At 61.6% G+C, this 16224-nt stretch carries 16 protein-coding genes; 12 read left to right on the top strand and 4 right to left on the bottom strand.

Annotated elements, in window-relative coordinates:
* Window positions 1-25 precede the first annotated feature (25 nt).
* The 3 genes from DQG19_RS06330 (at window position 26) to DQG19_RS06320 (ending at window position 3966) form a co-directional block, all read left to right on the top strand.
* Window positions 26-691 (top strand): 4'-phosphopantetheinyl transferase family protein, encoded by a 666-nt coding sequence (locus DQG19_RS06330; protein ID WP_116125397.1) that lies wholly within the window; start codon window positions 26-28, stop codon window positions 689-691.
* Window positions 692-947: 256 nt separating this feature from the next.
* Window positions 948-3215 (top strand): aconitate hydratase, encoded by a 2268-nt coding sequence (locus DQG19_RS06325; RefSeq protein ID WP_116125396.1) that lies wholly within the window; start codon window positions 948-950, stop codon window positions 3213-3215.
* Between the two features lie 208 nt (window positions 3216-3423).
* Window positions 3424-3966 (top strand): hypothetical protein, encoded by a 543-nt coding sequence (locus DQG19_RS06320; RefSeq protein ID WP_116125395.1) that lies wholly within the window; start codon window positions 3424-3426, stop codon window positions 3964-3966.
* Between the two features lies 1 nt (window position 3967).
* On the opposite strand, the gene DQG19_RS06315 is transcribed toward DQG19_RS06320, so the two are convergent.
* Entirely contained in the window at window positions 3968-4714 is a 747-nt protein-coding gene (locus DQG19_RS06315; protein WP_116125394.1) for a DUF6503 family protein, read from the bottom strand.
* An 87-nt stretch (window positions 4715-4801) separates the two neighbouring features.
* On the bottom strand, window positions 4802-6154 hold the full coding sequence (gene mtaB, locus DQG19_RS06310; protein ID WP_116125393.1) for a tRNA (N(6)-L-threonylcarbamoyladenosine(37)-C(2))-methylthiotransferase MtaB: 1353 nt from the start codon (window positions 6152-6154) through the stop codon (window positions 4802-4804).
* 77 nt (window positions 6155-6231) lie between these two features.
* Between mtaB and DQG19_RS06305 the strand changes: the two genes are divergently transcribed.
* From DQG19_RS06305 to DQG19_RS06270, 8 genes are all read left to right on the top strand, one after another.
* Window positions 6232-6825 (top strand): hypothetical protein, encoded by a 594-nt coding sequence (locus DQG19_RS06305; RefSeq protein ID WP_157974361.1) that lies wholly within the window; start codon window positions 6232-6234, stop codon window positions 6823-6825.
* Between the two features lie 97 nt (window positions 6826-6922).
* Window positions 6923-7666, top strand: a complete 744-nt coding sequence (locus DQG19_RS06300; RefSeq protein ID WP_116125391.1) for an SDR family oxidoreductase — start codon at window positions 6923-6925, stop codon at window positions 7664-7666.
* Between the two features lie 98 nt (window positions 7667-7764).
* Entirely contained in the window at window positions 7765-8520 is a 756-nt protein-coding gene (locus tag DQG19_RS06295; RefSeq protein ID WP_116125390.1) for a glycosyltransferase family 2 protein, read from the top strand.
* Between the two features lie 270 nt (window positions 8521-8790).
* Entirely contained in the window at window positions 8791-9477 is a 687-nt protein-coding gene (locus DQG19_RS06290) for an HAD family hydrolase (RefSeq protein WP_116125389.1), read from the top strand.
* Between the two features lie 18 nt (window positions 9478-9495).
* The gene (xerD, locus tag DQG19_RS06285; protein WP_116125388.1) at window positions 9496-10404 is read left to right on the top strand and encodes a site-specific tyrosine recombinase XerD; all 909 of its coding nucleotides are present in this window, start codon (window positions 9496-9498) and stop codon (window positions 10402-10404) included.
* A 303-nt stretch (window positions 10405-10707) separates the two neighbouring features.
* Complete coding sequence (locus DQG19_RS06280; protein WP_157974360.1) at window positions 10708-11607, top strand: DUF4412 domain-containing protein; 900 nt, start codon at window positions 10708-10710, stop codon at window positions 11605-11607.
* 112 nt (window positions 11608-11719) lie between these two features.
* On the top strand, window positions 11720-12859 hold the full coding sequence (locus DQG19_RS06275) for a DegT/DnrJ/EryC1/StrS family aminotransferase (protein ID WP_198661669.1): 1140 nt from the start codon (window positions 11720-11722) through the stop codon (window positions 12857-12859).
* Window positions 12860-12963: 104 nt separating this feature from the next.
* On the top strand, window positions 12964-13785 hold the full coding sequence (locus DQG19_RS06270) for a DUF4440 domain-containing protein (RefSeq protein WP_116125386.1): 822 nt from the start codon (window positions 12964-12966) through the stop codon (window positions 13783-13785).
* On the opposite strand, the gene DQG19_RS06265 is transcribed toward DQG19_RS06270, so the two are convergent.
* Window positions 13772-14482 carry a hypothetical protein gene (locus tag DQG19_RS06265; RefSeq protein ID WP_116125385.1) on the bottom strand — a complete coding sequence of 237 codons (711 nt, stop codon included), beginning with the start codon at window positions 14480-14482 and terminating at the stop codon, window positions 13772-13774. The genes DQG19_RS06270 and DQG19_RS06265 overlap by 14 nt on opposite strands.
* 272 nt (window positions 14483-14754) lie before the next feature.
* Here DQG19_RS06265 and DQG19_RS06260 point away from each other — a divergent pair, with 272 nt between their 5' ends.
* A complete protein-coding gene (locus DQG19_RS06260; protein WP_116125384.1) occupies window positions 14755-15024 on the top strand; it encodes a KTSC domain-containing protein in 270 nt (89 codons plus the stop codon).
* Here DQG19_RS06260 and DQG19_RS06255 read toward each other — a convergent pair.
* Window positions 15021-16163: a glycoside hydrolase family 130 protein gene (locus DQG19_RS06255; protein ID WP_116125383.1), complete on the bottom strand. Its 1143-nt coding sequence runs from the start codon at window positions 16161-16163 to the stop codon at window positions 15021-15023. The genes DQG19_RS06260 and DQG19_RS06255 overlap by 4 nt on opposite strands.
* Window positions 16164-16224: the final 61 nt, after the last annotated feature.

Below are 16224 nucleotides of genomic sequence, written 5' to 3'. Positions count from 1 at the left end.
ATACTGAGTGGCTACCTTGTTGATCATGATCGTAGCCCTCTGCGAAAACGGGTCCCGTTGGCCCGAAGTATTCTGGGAACGTACGCTCGGGATGCTCCCGCCGGAGTCGCGGACCGCCCTGAAGAGATACCGCCGCTGGCAGGACCGGCAGGCATCGGTGCTGGGCCGGCTGCTACTGGGAACGTGCAGCAGGCGGGTGCTGGGGGAGGTCCCGGACCTGGGTGAACTGGCCGTCGACGATTACCGGCGTCCCTATTTTCCCGGCTTGGCGCAGTTCGACTTCAACATCTCGCACACCGAAGGCCTGGTCGCCTGCGCGGCCGCCCGGGCGTGTGGCCGGGTGGGCGTTGACGTGGAGCGGGTAGGGGAGATCGACCTTCGCGAGTTTCGCAGGGTATTCACCCCGGAGGAGTATACCTACCTCACCGGACTGGAAAATCCCCGCGAGGAATTTTATCGCTTCTGGACACGTAAGGAGGCGGTCATGAAGGCGGACGGACGCGGCTTCTACCTGGACCCGAGCCTCATCGATTGCCGGGGAGAATCCATTAGTATCGACGGAAAAGAATTTCCGGTGCGGCAACTCACGCTGCCGGAGGGGTTCGCCGGCCACCTGTCCGGGGGGGAAGGCGAGCCGGAAGTGATACGGATAGGATGGGAAGAGGCGGCCGCTGTCTTCGAAGCCGGTTGACCCTGGCCCCGAGCCTTTTCCGGCACCCGCGGTCCCCGCCGGATGCCTTAAATTGCCGGAAAACCGCTCTACGTGCGCCCGATATACTTTTTGCTACTGATCTGCATCCTCCTGCTGGCCGGTTGCCGCGCCGGCAACTGCGGCTGCCCCATGTACTAGTCGGTGAATCCGCATACATTTGTTCACTTTTTCCCGGGGTAAGGTGTTAACCCAATGAATAAAGCGACGAAGTCCAATCTAAAAACCACAGCTGACTATGGCATTTGATATTGATCTGATCAAAAAAGTCTACGCGGACCTACCCGGCAAAGTAGCCGAGGCGCGTGAGAAACTGGGTAAACCACTGACCCTTACCGAAAAGATCCTCTACACCCACCTACACCCCGAGAGCCCCCTGCGGCAGTACGGCCGCGGCAAGGATTATGTATTCTTCCAGCCCGACCGCGTGGCTATGCAGGACGCTACCGCCCAGATGGCCCTGCTCCAGTTTATGATGGCCGGCCGCGACAACGTCGCCGTTCCCTCTACCGTACACTGTGACCACCTGATCCTGGCCGAGGACGGGGCCGACGAGGACCTGGCCCGCGCCAACGATCAGAACCGGGAGGTCTATGATTTTCTCTCCACCGTTTCCGACAAGTACGGCCTCGGCTTCTGGAAGCCCGGTGCCGGTATTATCCACCAGATCGTACTGGAGAACTACGCCTTCCCCGGCGGTATGATGATCGGCACCGATAGCCACACCCCCAATGCGGGCGGCCTCGGTATGGTTGCCATCGGCGTGGGTGGTGCCGACGCCGTCGACGTGATGGCCGGTATGCCCTGGGAGCTCAAGATGCCCAAGGTGATCGGCGTGAAGCTGACCGGCAAGCTCAGCGGCTGGACGAGCTCCAAGGACGTCATCCTGAAGGTAGCCGGTATCCTGACCGTCAAGGGCGGTACCGGAGCCATCGTCGAGTACTTCGGCGAGGGTGCCCGAAACCTCAGCTGTACCGGTAAGGGTACAATCTGTAACATGGGTGCCGAGATCGGGGCCACCACCTCCACTTTCGGCTACGACGAGGCCATGAGCCGCTACCTGAAGGCCACCGACCGCACCGAGGTCGCCGAGCTGGCCGACGGCATCGCCGAGCACCTCACCGGCGACGATGAGTGCTACGCCAACCCCGAAAAGTACTTCGATCGCGTGATCGAGATCGACCTGAGTACCCTGGAGCCGCACATCAACGGCCCCTATACCCCGGACCGCGCCTTCCCGATCAGCGAGTTCGCCGCCGCCGTAGACAAGTTCGAGTTCCCCCCCGTCCTCGAAGTAGGCCTCATCGGCAGCTGCACCAACTCCAGCTACGAGGACCTCGACCGCGCCGCCAGCCTCGCCCGGCAGGCCAAGCAGAAGGGACTGAAGGTGAAGAGTGAATTCACCGTCACCCCCGGCTCCGAGCAGATCCGCTTTACGGTACAGCGCGACGGTATCCTTGATACCTTCGAGGAGATCGGCGGCGTAGTGCTCGCCAACGCCTGCGGCCCCTGTATCGGCCAGTGGGCCCGCCATACAGACGATCCCGAGCGCGCCAACTCGATCCTCACCAGCTTCAACCGCAACTTTGCCAAGCGCAACGATGGCAACCCGCAGACGCGCGGTTTCGTGGCCAGCCCCGAGATCGTCACGGCCATGGCCATCAGCGGTAGCATGAAGTTCAACCCGCTGACCGACACGCTGACCAACGAGCGGGGCGAAGAAGTACGCCTTGACCCACCCACCGGCGTGGAGCTGCCCCCCAAAGGCTTCGATGTCGGAGATGCCGGCTACCAGGACCCCGCCGAAGACGGCAGTGGTATCGAGGTGAAGGTCGACCCCAGCAGCGATCGCCTGCAGCTCCTCGACCCCTTCAAGCCGATCCAGTCGGATCAGGTGCAGGACATGCGCGTCCTCATCAAGGCCAAGGGCAAGTGTACCACGGACCACATCTCGATGGCCGGCCCCTGGCTCACCTACCGCGGTCACCTGGAGAACATCTCGCAGAACTGCCTCATCGGCGCCATCAACGCCTACAACGAGAAGACCAACGAGGTGATCAACTACGTCACCGACGAGTACATGGCCGTCCCCGACAGTGCTACTACCTACCGCGATAACGGCATCGGTCAGATCGTAGTCGGTGAGGAGAACTACGGAGAAGGATCCAGCCGCGAGCACGCCGCCATGGAGCCCCGCTTCCTGGGCGTCCACGCCGTACTGGTGAAGAGCTTCGCCCGGATCCACGAAACCAACCTCAAGAAGCAGGGCATGCTGGCCCTGACCTTCGTGAACCCCGACGATTACGAGAAGGTCCGGCAGGACGACAAGGTGAGCCTCACCGACTTCGCCGCCATGGCCCCCGGCCGCAACCTTACGGTCAAGCTCGACCACGCGGACGGAACTTCCGATACCTTCGAGGTAGCCCATACCTACAACCAGGCCCAGATCGACTGGGTGAGCGCCGGTAGCGCCCTGAACAAGATCCGCCAGGAACTCACCGCCTAAGGTTACGTTGCGGACTGACCGACAGATTCCCCCGCCGCACCCGTGCGACGGGGGGATTTTTTTTGGTCGGTGCACACCACTTACCGGGAAAACCTTGTTATGCTGGTAGCTTTTAGCACGTCTAGCACGTCGTAACGAACACTGGAACAAGTATACCTCCTTCTACTATATGATCCCTGCCGGATCGTTCGCGCCTAATTCATAGCGTATGTACCAGTACTTTACCCGTTTGCTATTGTTTTGCCTTCTTCTCGGGCTTACGTCCTGTGTCGACGGCGGTGCCGAAGACCTCACCATCACCGAAGCGGATTTCGTAGGCAGTTGGACCATCGCGGAACTAAGCGGCGACTTCAACGTGACGGGTGACGCCTCCGGTACGCCCATCCGCGACCAGGGTAGTAGTTCCATTTCCAACAGCGATCTGCAGATCATTCTTTACGACGACGGGCAGTGGACCTCTACGGGCTCCTACACCGTAACGATCGTCACCGACGATGACCGTCAGGTACGTCAAGAATCCGGCATCGGCTCGGGAACCTGGTCCTACCGCAACGAAAAGCTGATACTATCCGGGATGGAAAACAAGAACGGAAACGGATACTTCGTCAATCCCCAGGAGTGTACGATCCTCGACTTCGTGCGGAGCGAGCAGGTGGGCCTGGTCACCCGGATGGATGTCACCGAATCAGACCCCGATTTCGGCATCACCCTGCGCACCCAGGGCGAGTACCTGATCCAGCTCCTACGCTAGTTTACTGTCGAATCGTTTCCGGCGTAAAGCCATTATGGAAGCGGAACTTGTCGCGCCGGCTGACGCGCCATTCCCCGTTGGCGGTAAGGGTGCCCGACCAGTCCCGTGCCGGGTGGCTGCGACTCTCCACGGGCAGCCGCACGCCCTCCGCGACCCGCTTGTAGTCCACCTCCATCAGGGTCGGGGTCATCCGGTTCATGGCCTCTACCGTATAGAGGAAGCGGTCGACCAGTTTGGTTTTGGAGTTGATGTACAGGCGGTACCGGTCCCTGGCTTCCCCTACGCCCTCCTCGAAGGTGACATCTACCAGGTGGTAAACCGTACCCTCCAGCGTGTCGGTGCCGGCGTAGCGGTGCACCGTACCGGGGTCCTTCAGTTTGTGCATCATGGCCAACCAGTAGAAGTTGGTCTTCCGGTGGAACCGGGCCTTCTCTTTCTCGGCGGGGTCGGTCACCAGCTGGCCGTCGACCAGCAGGGTAGTGGTGTGCCCGTTGTAGTATTCTTCCCGCACGTGACCGGCCTCGTCGCGGCTGCGGCCGTAGCTGATCTCCTGGTTGAAGCGGTAGCGCTCCAGGCTGCTGCTGCCATCGGAGCGGCGGTACTCGTACTGTACGTCCTCCAGGCGGTGCAGGCCCTCGGAGCCCCCCACGGCTTCGATGACCGCGTCGATGAGGCCCCCGGCATCCTGAGCGTACAGGTGGGCGGGCACGCAGGTGCCGGCGAAAAGCAGGAAAAGCAGGTGTTTCATGGTTTGCACGACTGGTCATTGCTCCCACCCGCGACCGGTTCCGGATGTGGGGTAGGGGTGACCTAAGTTACGTTTCCGGCAGCATATCTACTGCTCCACCAGGGCACGGCCCTCCAGTACCATGCCGTTGCCGGCACCGCGCACCTCGCCGGCCAGCTCCAGGTCGACCAGGTGGTTGATCCAGGCATCATCGGCGGGAAACTCGACTTTGATGTAGTTATCCGTAAAACCGTGCAGCAGGCCATCCTCCTTTCCCCGCTCCAGGAGAACGGGGCGGGTTTCCCCGCGGTGGCGGGCGTAGAAGGCGCGGCGCTTCTTCTCGCTGAGGGTGCCCAGCATCTTGTTGCGCCGCCGCCGCTCGGCGAGCGGCACGGCGCCCTCCATCTCGGCGGCGGGGGTATTGGCCCGCTCACTGTAGGTGAATACGTGGAAATAGGTGACGTCCAGCTCCTGCACGAAACGGTAGGTCTCCAAAAAGTCCGCTTCCGTCTCGCCGGGGAAGCCGACGATGAGGTCCACGCCGATGCAGGCGTGGGGCATCACCCGCCGGATGTGGTCAACCCGCTCGGCGTACAGCTCGCGGCGGTAGCGGCGTCGCATCTGGGCCAGTTGCTTGTTGTTGCCGCTCTGCAGGGGCATATGGAAGTGGGGCGCGAAGCGGCGGCTGCCAGCCACGAAGTCGATCACCTCATCGGTGCAGAGGTTGGGCTCGATGCTGGAAATGCGGAAGCGGTTGATCCCCTCAACGCCGTCGAGGGCGCGCGCCAGGTCCACGAAGAGGGCCTCCTTCCGCGGCCTCTTGTCCTCGATCACCTGGGTACCGTTGCCGAAGTCGCCGATGTTGACACCGGTCAGGACGATCTCCTTCACCCCCCGCGCCGCGATGGCCTCGGCGTCGCTGACGATCTGCTCCACCGTGCTGCTGCGGCTGGCCCCCCGCGCCAGGGGGATGGTGCAAAAGCTACAGTTGTAGCTGCAGCCGTCCTGTACCTTCAGGAAGGACCGCGTGCGATCCCCGAAGCTGAAGGAAGAAACGAAGGTGTCGGCCTCCTTTACCTCCCCGGCCCGGACCATGCCCTTGCCCGCCCCCCCGGTGATGCCGTCGATGTAATCCAGGATCCGGAACTTCTCGGCGGCGCCCAGCACCAGGTCCACGCCCTCGATGTCGGCGATCTCTTCCGGTTTGAGCTGGGCGTAGCAGCCGACGACCACCACCTTTGCACCTGCGTTCCCGCCCAGGGCCCGTCGGACGACGTTGCGGCACTTGCGGTCGGCAAACTCGGTGACCGAGCAGGTATTGATGACGACCACGTCGGCCCCCTCCGTGAAGGGTACCTCGCGGTAGCCCGCGGCCTCGAACTGGCGGCCGATGGCGGAGGTTTCGCTGTAGTTCAGCTTGCAACCGAGGGTATAGAAGGAAACGGTACCGATGGTGGACATGGCGCAAAATTACGGCGGGCGACGGATAAACACCGCCCCCGCCGGCGGGTTAGAGGGGTAGTCAAACGCGCCGAACCATGCCTAAGTTGCTGATGCTGGTCACGTTGCTCGCCCTGCTTGCCTGCGGGGAGAGCGGTACGGCGGGCGACCGGTCCGCCGGCGACCCCATTGTGGCGGCCGGTACGGAGCCCCATCGGGACGCCGACGCCTACACCATCCGCGGCAGCGGTTTCTTCGGCCTGTCCGCCGGTCATCCCCTCGCCGACCACCCCGACCGCCTGGAAGCCGGTATCCTACGTAACGGAGAGGGTGACTATGACGTCCACTACATCCGGGACGAAGACGGCGAACGGCTGGGCTACGTACTGCCTTCCGTAGCCGATTCCACGCTGATCGGCGATATCGTGATCACATCGGATGTGCCGGTTACGGCTTCCGGACTCCGGGTGGGCGACGGCTTTGGCAAATTGCTTATTGCCTATCCGGAACTTACCGTGCAGGTCTCCGAAATCGAGAGCCGGGCCTATGCCTATGCGGGACCGTACGCCTTCCTCCTGTCGGGGGTGGCAGGACCGGCCGGCGAGGTGAACCCCGCCTCCGTCAACGGGCAGGCAACCATTCGTGAAATTACCATTGTGGACTATAGCCGCGGCGATACGGTAGATATCTAGGCATACCAGGCCGGCCCGACCGTCATCGCGGGATCACAATCCGCGAATTCTCTCAACAAGGGGCCGTCCGGGCCAGTTGCACCAAGAAAACCATCATATGAATCTTTCAGGAAAAACCGCCATCATTACCGGCGCCAGCAGCGGCATCGGAGAAGCCACCGCCAAGAAACTGGCCGCAGACGGCGCCTATGTCGTTCTCGCCGCCCGCCGCACCGAGCGGTTGGAGGAATTGAAGAGCGACATTGAGAAGGCCGGAGGAAAGGCCCTCGTCGTCGAAACCGACGTCACCGACCGCGATGCCGTCAAGAATCTGGTCAAGCAGGCCAAGAGCAACTTCGGCCCCGTCGACATTCTCGTCAACAACGCCGGCCTCATGCCCCTCAGCTACATGAAGAACCTGCACGTAGACGAGTGGATGACCATGGTCGACGTCAACCTCAAGGGTGTCCTCCTCTGCCTGGCCGAGGTGCTGCCCGATATGACCGAGCGCAAAAGCGGCCACATCATCAATATCTCCAGCGTAGCCGGGCGGGAAGTAATGGCCGGCTCGGCGGTGTATTCCGCCACCAAGTTCGCCGTACGCGCCCTCAGCGATGGCCTCCGCCAGGAGCTGGCCCCCAAGCACAACATCCGCGTCACCTGTATCGAACCCGGAGCCGTGGAAACGGAACTGACCGAAACGATCACCGACAAGGAACTCATGGAGGACCTGAAGGGATTCTTCGACAACATCGAAATGCTCGACAGCGAAGATATCGCCAACGCCATCCACTACACCATCACCCAGCCGGATGGCGTACACATCAACGAGCTGCAGGTGCGCCCCACGACGCAGGGATAGTCACCCCCGGCCACACAGACCCCGAACCGAAGGGCTTCTCCACCACGGGGAAGCCCTTCGTCGTGCCGGGCGGTGGCGAATAGCTACTTTTGTGGACGATGTACAAGGACAAAAAGGTAGTCGTGGTCATGCCGGCCTACAACGCCGCCCTCACCCTGGAACGGACCTACCGCGAGGTACCCCGTGACCTCGTTGACGAGGTGATCCTCTGCGACGACGCGAGCCGGGATGAGACCAGTGCGCTGGCCCGGCAACTCGGCGTCGACCACGTCATCACCCACCCCCGCAACCGGGGCTACGGCGGCAACCAGAAGAGCCTCTACAACAAGGCGCTGGAGATCGGCGCGGACATCGTCATCATGGTCCACCCCGACTACCAGTACACGCCCAAGCTCATCCCCACCATGTGCAACATCATCGGGGAAGACCTCTACCCCGTGGTGCTGGCGTCGCGCATCCTCGGCATGGGGGCCCTGCGGGGGGGCATGCCGCTCTACAAGTACGTCGCCAACCGCTTCCTCACGGCCGCCCAGAACCTGCTGGTCAACTACAAGCTGAGCGAGTACCACACCGGTTACCGGGCCTTCAGCCGCGAGGTACTGGAGACGATCGACTTCAACGCCAACGACGACGACTTCGTCTTCGACAACGAGATGCTCTCCCAGATCATCTACCACCGCTTCGACATCGCCGAGGTCACCTGCCCCACCAAATATTTCGAGGAGGCCAGCAGCATCAATTTCCTCCGCTCCAGCAAGTATGGGCTGGGGGTGCTGCGCGTGTCGCTGGAACACCGGCTGGCGCGGTGGGGACTGGTGGATCCCGCTATTTTTCGGCGGAAGGGAGAGGGGTAGGATTTACCATTTACGAGTTACCATCTACTAAGTACAATTTGGCCCGCACGACTTCGGCCCGCACGGCTCTGGCCCACAAGCTTCCGGCTCGCGTGACTTTGCCCCGCATCCTTCTGGCTGACGGGGGAGGGAACGCTCTTGTTTTCCGTGGGAGTGGCAAACCATCAGCGGGATGAACTTAGTCCGTGTCAACTGGTACTAGGTTTTGCCGGCGCATGCCCGGCGAGCAATTGTAAGTGGTACTTTGTCGCTCGTAAATTGTAAATCCCCATGACCCCCATTCCCTTCAAAGGCATTCTCTTCGATCTCGACGGTACGTTGGTTGACAACATGATGGTCCACCACCGGGCCTGGCAGCGGAAGCTGGGCGACCTCGGGCTCGACTATACCCTCGATCGTGTCAAGGCCGAAATCCACGGGGTGAATACCGAAATCCTGGAGCGGCTGTTTGGGGATCGCTTCAGTCCGGACGAGCGCCTGCGCATCTCCCGGGAGAAGGAGGAGGCCTACCGCGAAATTTTCGCTCCTGACCTGGCGGCCAATACCGTATCCGGCGCGCTGGACTTCATCAAACAGGCTTACGCCCTTGACGTGCCCATGGCCATCGGCACGGCCGGACCGGAAGAAAATGCCTTTTTCGTGATCGACGCCCTCGACATCCGGTCGATGCTCGGCCACGTGGTGCATTCGGGCATGGTCACCAACGGGAAGCCCGATCCGGAGGTGTTCCGGCAGGCCGCGGACGGCATCAGCGTCCCGCTGGAGGACTGCCTCATTTTCGAGGACAGCGTCACCGGTGCCCGGGCCGCCAACAACGCGGGCTGTCCTGTAGTGGTGCTGACGACCACCCACGAGCGAGAAGAGTTTGCGGAACTGAACGTGGCCGCCTTCCGGGAAGATTTTAGGGGGCTCACCGTCGAGCGGCAACCCGAAGGCGGATTTCTCCTGGCGCAGTGAATCCGCGCCGCTTGCCGTATGCAGAATCCCTGGACCCCCCATTTCCGTGCCTTCGAGGCTTACCTGAAGCTGACCCGTGGCTATAGCGTACACACGCTTACCGCTTACCGCAGTGACCTGGAGAAGCTGCCCGCCTACCTGGAATTGCGCGGCTGGTCCCTGGGGCCCCGGGGGATCGAGCGATTGCACCTCGACGGATTCCTGCGGCACCTGGCCGAATTGGGACTGGCGGCGCGGTCGCAGGCAAGACTGGTATCCGCGCTCAAGTCCTTTTTCGCCTTTCTGGTGGACGAGCGGGTGCTGGACACCGACCCGACCGAACTGCTCCGCGCGCCCAAGCTCGGGCGCAAAATTCCCGAAGTGCTCACCTACGAAGAAGTGCGGGCCCTGCTGGGTGCGATTGACCTGAGTACCGATCACGGGCTGCGGGACCGCGCCCTGCTGGAGACCCTCTACGCCTGCGGGTTACGGGTGAGTGAAGCTACGGGACTACGGCTGTCGGACCTGTACCTCCAACAGCAGTTCGTGCGGGTAACGGGAAAGGGGAATAAGGAGCGGATCGTACCTATGGGACCGGATGCGGTCCGGCACTTGGAGATCTACCTCGCGCACGTGCGCCATGCGTTGCCGCTCATCAAAGACGAGAACGTGGTATTCCTCAACCGGCGGGGCAGCGGGCTGAGTCGGGTATCGGTATTTACGGCGGTCAAGAAGTACGCTGCGGAGGCGGGGATAGAGAAGCGGGTCAGTCCACATACCTTTCGGCATTCTTTTGCCACCCACTTAATAGAGGGGGGGGCGGACCTGCGGGCGGTGCAGGAGATGCTGGGTCACGAGTCAATATTGACTACTGAGATCTATACGCACCTCGATACCGACTTTCTGCGGGAGACGATACTGTCCTATCATCCCGCCAATCGGAACTAGAATAACTTGGCGATGCTTGGAATGAAGAACAGCGACAGGAAAACCAGAGTAAGAAAGGCGAGGAAGAGGATGCGGGCGAAGTCCCCGCGGAGTTCTGCTGAGTGTTTCATGACGTTCAATTGGGGTGATTAATGTACATACACTACTTACGGTAAAAACCGCTGAATCGGATCGAAAGTTCGGTACGAAAGCGGTCTTGAGGCAGCATCAGGGTGACCCGTAGTGTAACGTTGTGGGTCTGTGGAGAATAAAACGGTAGAACCAGTAGCTACCACAATGAATTACCCCACCTTAATACTTCTCGTGTTGACTTTTTGCCTGGTCGCGCCGCTCTCCGCCCAGGGTACCGTGAAGCGCGCCAAAAAACGCACCGAGCGCCGGGCCAACGAGCGAATCGACCGCAGGATCGATCAGGAGGTCGACAAGGTCTTCACCTCCCTCTTCAGTAAAAAGAAGGAGGATCCCCAGGATACCGCAGCTGCGGATACCGTAACAACCGGGCGAGAGCGCGAAGCGACCAACTCCGTCATCGGTATACTCGGCGGCGGCGGGGAGTTTGAACCCTTCGAGAATGAGCAGTCCTTCAGCTTCACCATGAACATGACGGAGAAGAAACGCAACCGCGAGGAGCACACGAGCATTCGCCTGGGTAATACCCGCGATAAGATCGCCATGATCACCGCCGGCGACGGGGGATCGGGTACCGCCCAAATGATCTTTGACACCCAGACCGGGAAGACGACAATGATCACCACCGACGAAAGAGGCCGCACTAAGGGCTACCGGATGCGGATGCCCCGGATGGGCCGGATGATCGACGCGGCTAAGGATGATCTTCTTGACCACCTCACGGTCGAGCGCACCGGGGAGCGGCGTACGATCGACGGCTACGCCTGCGAACTCGTGATCGTGGAAAATACCAAGGAGCATACCACCACCCGCTCGTGGATCACCCAGGATGTACCCCTGAACGGCCCGAAGGTATTCAGTTCCGTAGCCCGTATGATGGGCGGCACCGGCCAGAATGCTGCGGCGATGCCCCCCGGCCTGACAGACATTGCCAACGGCTTTCCTATCCAGTCCACCATCATAGACGGCAATACCACGTACGAAATGCACATCACCGACATCCGTACCGACGGCAATGTCGATCGCAGCCTCTTCGACACCGGAAATGTGGAAATTCAGGATATGGGGTTCTGACTCCCCGCTACGGACATCGGTTGAGGCTTCCTTACGTCAGCCGCATCCGATGTCCTGCGCTAGAGGACTACCGTACTACCGTACTACACTACCTTTGCCCGAAATCCCAGACATGCCCACCCCGCCCGCCCCCATCCAAATGGTCGAACTCAGGACCCAGTACGAAGCCATGCAGGAGGAGGTCGACGCGGCGGTCATGGAGGTGATCCGCAGCGGCGCCTTCATCAACGGGCCGGCTACGCGGGACTTCCAGGCCGGACTAGAGGCCTTTCTCCGGTGCAAACACGTGGTCCCCTGCGGCAACGGTACCGATGCCCTGCAAATCGCCATGATGGCCCTGGACCTGAAGCCGGGCGACGAGGTGATCGTACCCGCCTTCACCTACGTGGCCTCCGCGGAGGTAATCGCCCTGCTGGGCCTCAGCCCGGTGATGGTCGACGTGGACCCCTTCACCTTCAACCTCACCGCCGAACAGATCGAGCCGGCGATCACGGAACGTACGAAGGCCATCGTGCCCGTCCACCTGTTCGGGCAGAGCTGCGATATGGAACCGATCGTCCGACTGGCGAAGGCCCACGGGCTGCACATCGTCGAGGACAACGCCCAGGCCATCGGTGCGGAGTATACCTTTTCCGATGGCCGCGTGAGCCGGACCGGTACCCTGGGCGATGTCGGATGCACCAGCTTCTACCCCAGCAAGAACCTGGGAGCCTACGGCGACGGCGGCGCCATCAACACCGACGACGACCGGCTCGCCGAACGCCTGCGCTCCGTAGCCAACCACGGGCAAAGCCGTCGCTACTACCACGACGTGGTGGGCGTCAACAGCCGCCTGGACTCCGTACAGGCCGCGATCCTCAACTGTAAACTGGGCCGCCTGGACGCCTACAACGAGCGCCGCCGGCGAGCCGCGGGCTACTACGACGCGGCACTGTCGGGCCTCGACGGCCTGCTGACCCCCGCCCGCCTGCCGGCCAGTACCCACGTGTACCACCAGTATACCCTGCGCATCGACGGCGACCGCCGCGGCGCCCTCCAGCACCACCTGCAGGAAGGTGGCGTGCCCAGCATGATCTACTACCCCGTGCCCCTCTACGACCAGGGTGCCTTCCGGGGTACGGCGGCCAACGCGATCGACTTCCTGCCCATCACCGACCTACTCTGCAAAGAGGTCATTTCCCTGCCCATGCACAGTGAGCTGGACGAGGAGTCGCTCGGCTACATTTGCGAGCGGGTACGGAGCTTTTTTTAGGGGGCCTGACATCCTGCCGGATGCCCAGTTGATTCGTATTGGGGCCGGCCATTCCCCGCTGGTGCTCGACTACCCAAAACCAACCATCACCGCAACTATCCGATATGGTCCGAATAACCCTTTCCCTTCTGTTGTGCGCCGTGTTGCATTCCGGCGCCGGGGCGCAGGAGCAGAGCCTGTTCCCCCGGGGAGTCAAAGCCGAGAACGTACACCACACCGGTGACATTTGGCTTTACCTACCGACCGATACCACGCAACAGTACAATTATCACCTGGCGGTAGCCACCTCCGCGCCGGGCGCTAAGCTCGACTGGCACCTGCACCCCGCCGGCCAGCAACTCGTCATCACGGCCGGAGTGGGCTACTACCAGGAGCGGGACCAGCCCGTGCGCGTGGTGCGTAAGGGCGACATCGTGCAGTGCACCCCCGGCGTCGAGCACTGGCACGGAGCCACGCAAGGGGAGGGGGTGGTCTACCTGGCCATCACCGGTAATGCCCCCACCGAATGGAGGGAGCCCGTACCGCAGGTGGAGTACGCGGCCATCGATGTGCAAGCAAGCGTAGAAGACGAACTGCTGCGCCTGTCCCGCGACAAGTGGCAGTGGATGGCCGATCGGGACGCCGACCGACTCGCCGGGCTGTTCCACGAGCGGGCCAGATTCGTGCACATGGGCGGCAGCTGGGGAAAGGATCGCGAGGTGGAGGTGATCCGCAGCGGCGGGATCCACTACAAGCACGCGGAGATCCACGATGCCTCCGTCAGCGTGGTGGACGATACCGCCGTACTCCTCAACGACATCACCCTCACGGCGGTCGTGGGCGGCCACGAGGTGGTCAACCCCTTCGAGGTGCCCGAAGTCTACAAGCGGCAGGACGGCGAGTGGAAACTGTTGTCCCTTTCCTTCACGCGGCTTACGAGCCGGTAGCCCGGAACCCGGAAGCCTCACTGCCCGTCACTGACCCTAAGCGGCTTTCCGGGAGCGTAATGGTGGGATGGGATTTACCCACCCCGCAGTGCTGAAGGGGATGCACTTTCGCAGCCTTTCCGCCGAGGGCAGATTGGAGGAAATCCTGAATTTGCTGGATGTTAGCTTCCGTGAGCGCGTACGCCGACGACCTTGCCCCAACGTGAAGCTTTTCGCCCTCTTTCCATAGGAGGAAGATGGATATGTTCTGCGCCGTCAGCGCGGCCTGAGCTTCGGCAAACTGCCGGTGTTCCGGAGCCGAAAGCGCTATGGTTCTACCGCCAGGTTGGGTTGTCGAGGGGGCCAGTACTGCCTTAGGGGTGGATACCTTGATGCAGTACATTTCCCGTTGCCTGTCCACGGCTCCCTTTACGGTGAGCTGGGCGGTGAAGAGTAATCGCTCCTCCGGCGTTCCCCGGTCCAGATAGAAATTACGCTCACCGGACATTATATCGACCCGGTCGCTTACCCTGCCGAAATCCCGGAACCCACCCGGCAGGCCGAGATCTACCAGCGACTGCCGGACTTCCTCCAGGCAAAACCGGTTAAACAAGTAGTCGACGATGCTGCTATGCACGCCCAACAGGGCAACCGCGCTTTCGGCACTTGACCCACTCCCGTAATAATAGGGGAAGATGGGTACGGTTTGATACTTCATGAGGAAGACATATAAGAGGTGAGGTAAAGGTAACCACCCGCTTGGTCAACGCGCCAAAAAATTAAAAAAAGTGAAATTTGAGTGAACATAATCGCTTTCGCTCTGCGTGGGGGCGGGGCAGTGACCTTCCAGTCCGCCGCCGCCGGACGTCTCACGCCCCCGTTGGGCATTGCATAAGCCAGTTAAAAACAAACAAAAAGTTTTAAACTAACAACCATCCAAGCTCCCTGGGTGTTAGATATAGGCACTAAGAACTTGTAATTCACCCCCTTATGGCACTTCCGATCGTCATGCAAAAGGTCAAATCCCAGATGCTCTCCGAGATGGGCTACCTACGGGCGGCCAATACACTGTTCGTAAAGTTCCGGAACAACGGGGCGGTGTACGCCTACTTCGGGGTACCCTCGGAGCACTGGCAGCGGCTGCGTGCGGTGGCCAGCATTGGTCGCTATATGCAGCGCCACATCTTCAAGAAGTACGCCGCCGCCCGCATCTCCGAGGGCGAGAAGGCTACCAGCGCCCAGACGGCCGAGGCGGCCTAGTCGCGTACGGCTACGCCCACCATCGAATCCGCGGTCCCATAATAGAGGAACCACTTATCCCGGAAGTACACCAGACCTTCGATGAAGGTGGTTCCCGAGGCGTACTGCCCGCTCACCTCGTGGGGCAGGGAGGGGCAGATGAAGGGTTCTTCCATTCGCTGCAGCAGCACCGTCGGGTCCGCGGCGCTGAACAGCGCCTGGCCGCCGCAGTAGGCCCCCGGCCCCGCACCCCGGTACCGCTCGCTCTCGACCTCCGAGTTTTTGCCGTTGTAGAGCACCAGGATGCCCGCGTCGGTCAGCAGGGCGGGTGGGCCGGGCTCACTCAGTCCACTGTCAAAGTATCCGCGCCGGCGGGGCAGGGGATCGAGCAGTGTACTGTCGGCATTCAGGACCGGCGTCCAGTCCAGCAGATCGTCGCTGTGGGCCAGGCCCACCACGGCGTCGCCCCAGTACATCCAGTACTTGCCGTTGATGCGGGTGGCTTCCAGCTCTCCGGCATCGGTCAGCCGGCATACTACCGAACCCGACTTCGACCAAGTGTCATGAAATTTCCCTCCGTAGGCCTCCTGAAAGACGGGGCCGTGCTTGGTCCAGGTTTCCAGGTCGGTGGAAGTGGCCGAACAGAGCCGGGCCACCTCCTGGTTCCAGGCGGTGTACAGCATGAGGAAGCGACCGTCCGCCAGGGCCACCACGCGGGGGTCTTCGCAGCCGCCCGGATCCTCGAACGCCCGGTTATTGTCCGTACCGGGGTACAATACGGGCTCCGGGCGGCGGGTAAAGTGAATGCCGTCCGCGCTGGCGGCGAGGCCTATGCGACTGGTCCGGCCCCCCAGGATGGCACTCGGGTCGTCTTCCGCCCGGAAAAAGAGGTAAACGCTGTCGCCCCGCACTACCGCTCCGGGATTAAAAACGTCCGCCCGTTGCCACCGGACCACCCCGCCGCTGCGGGGATCGCGGAAGCGGTAGCTGCTGTCGGCTGTAAGAATCGGGTTAGTAGCGGGTTTCTCAAAGCCCGTGAGCCAGGGCCCCTCGGTAGGCAAAGCTGCTGTCGCCGTAGTCGCGGGTGTACCGGTGGGGCGACACCCGGTGCCGGCCAGCAAGCCGAGTAGCGCTAAAAAGGTAGGTAGGTAGATCGACATAACATGCACGGTTAGCAGGGGAATGTGAATAAGGCCAACAAAATGGGAAGATACAGGTCCG

This window comes from Lewinella sp. IMCC34183 (assembly GCF_003390915.1).
GTDB lineage: Bacteria > Bacteroidota > Bacteroidia > Chitinophagales > Saprospiraceae > Neolewinella.
This window is presented reverse-complemented; position numbering and strand designations above follow the sequence as displayed.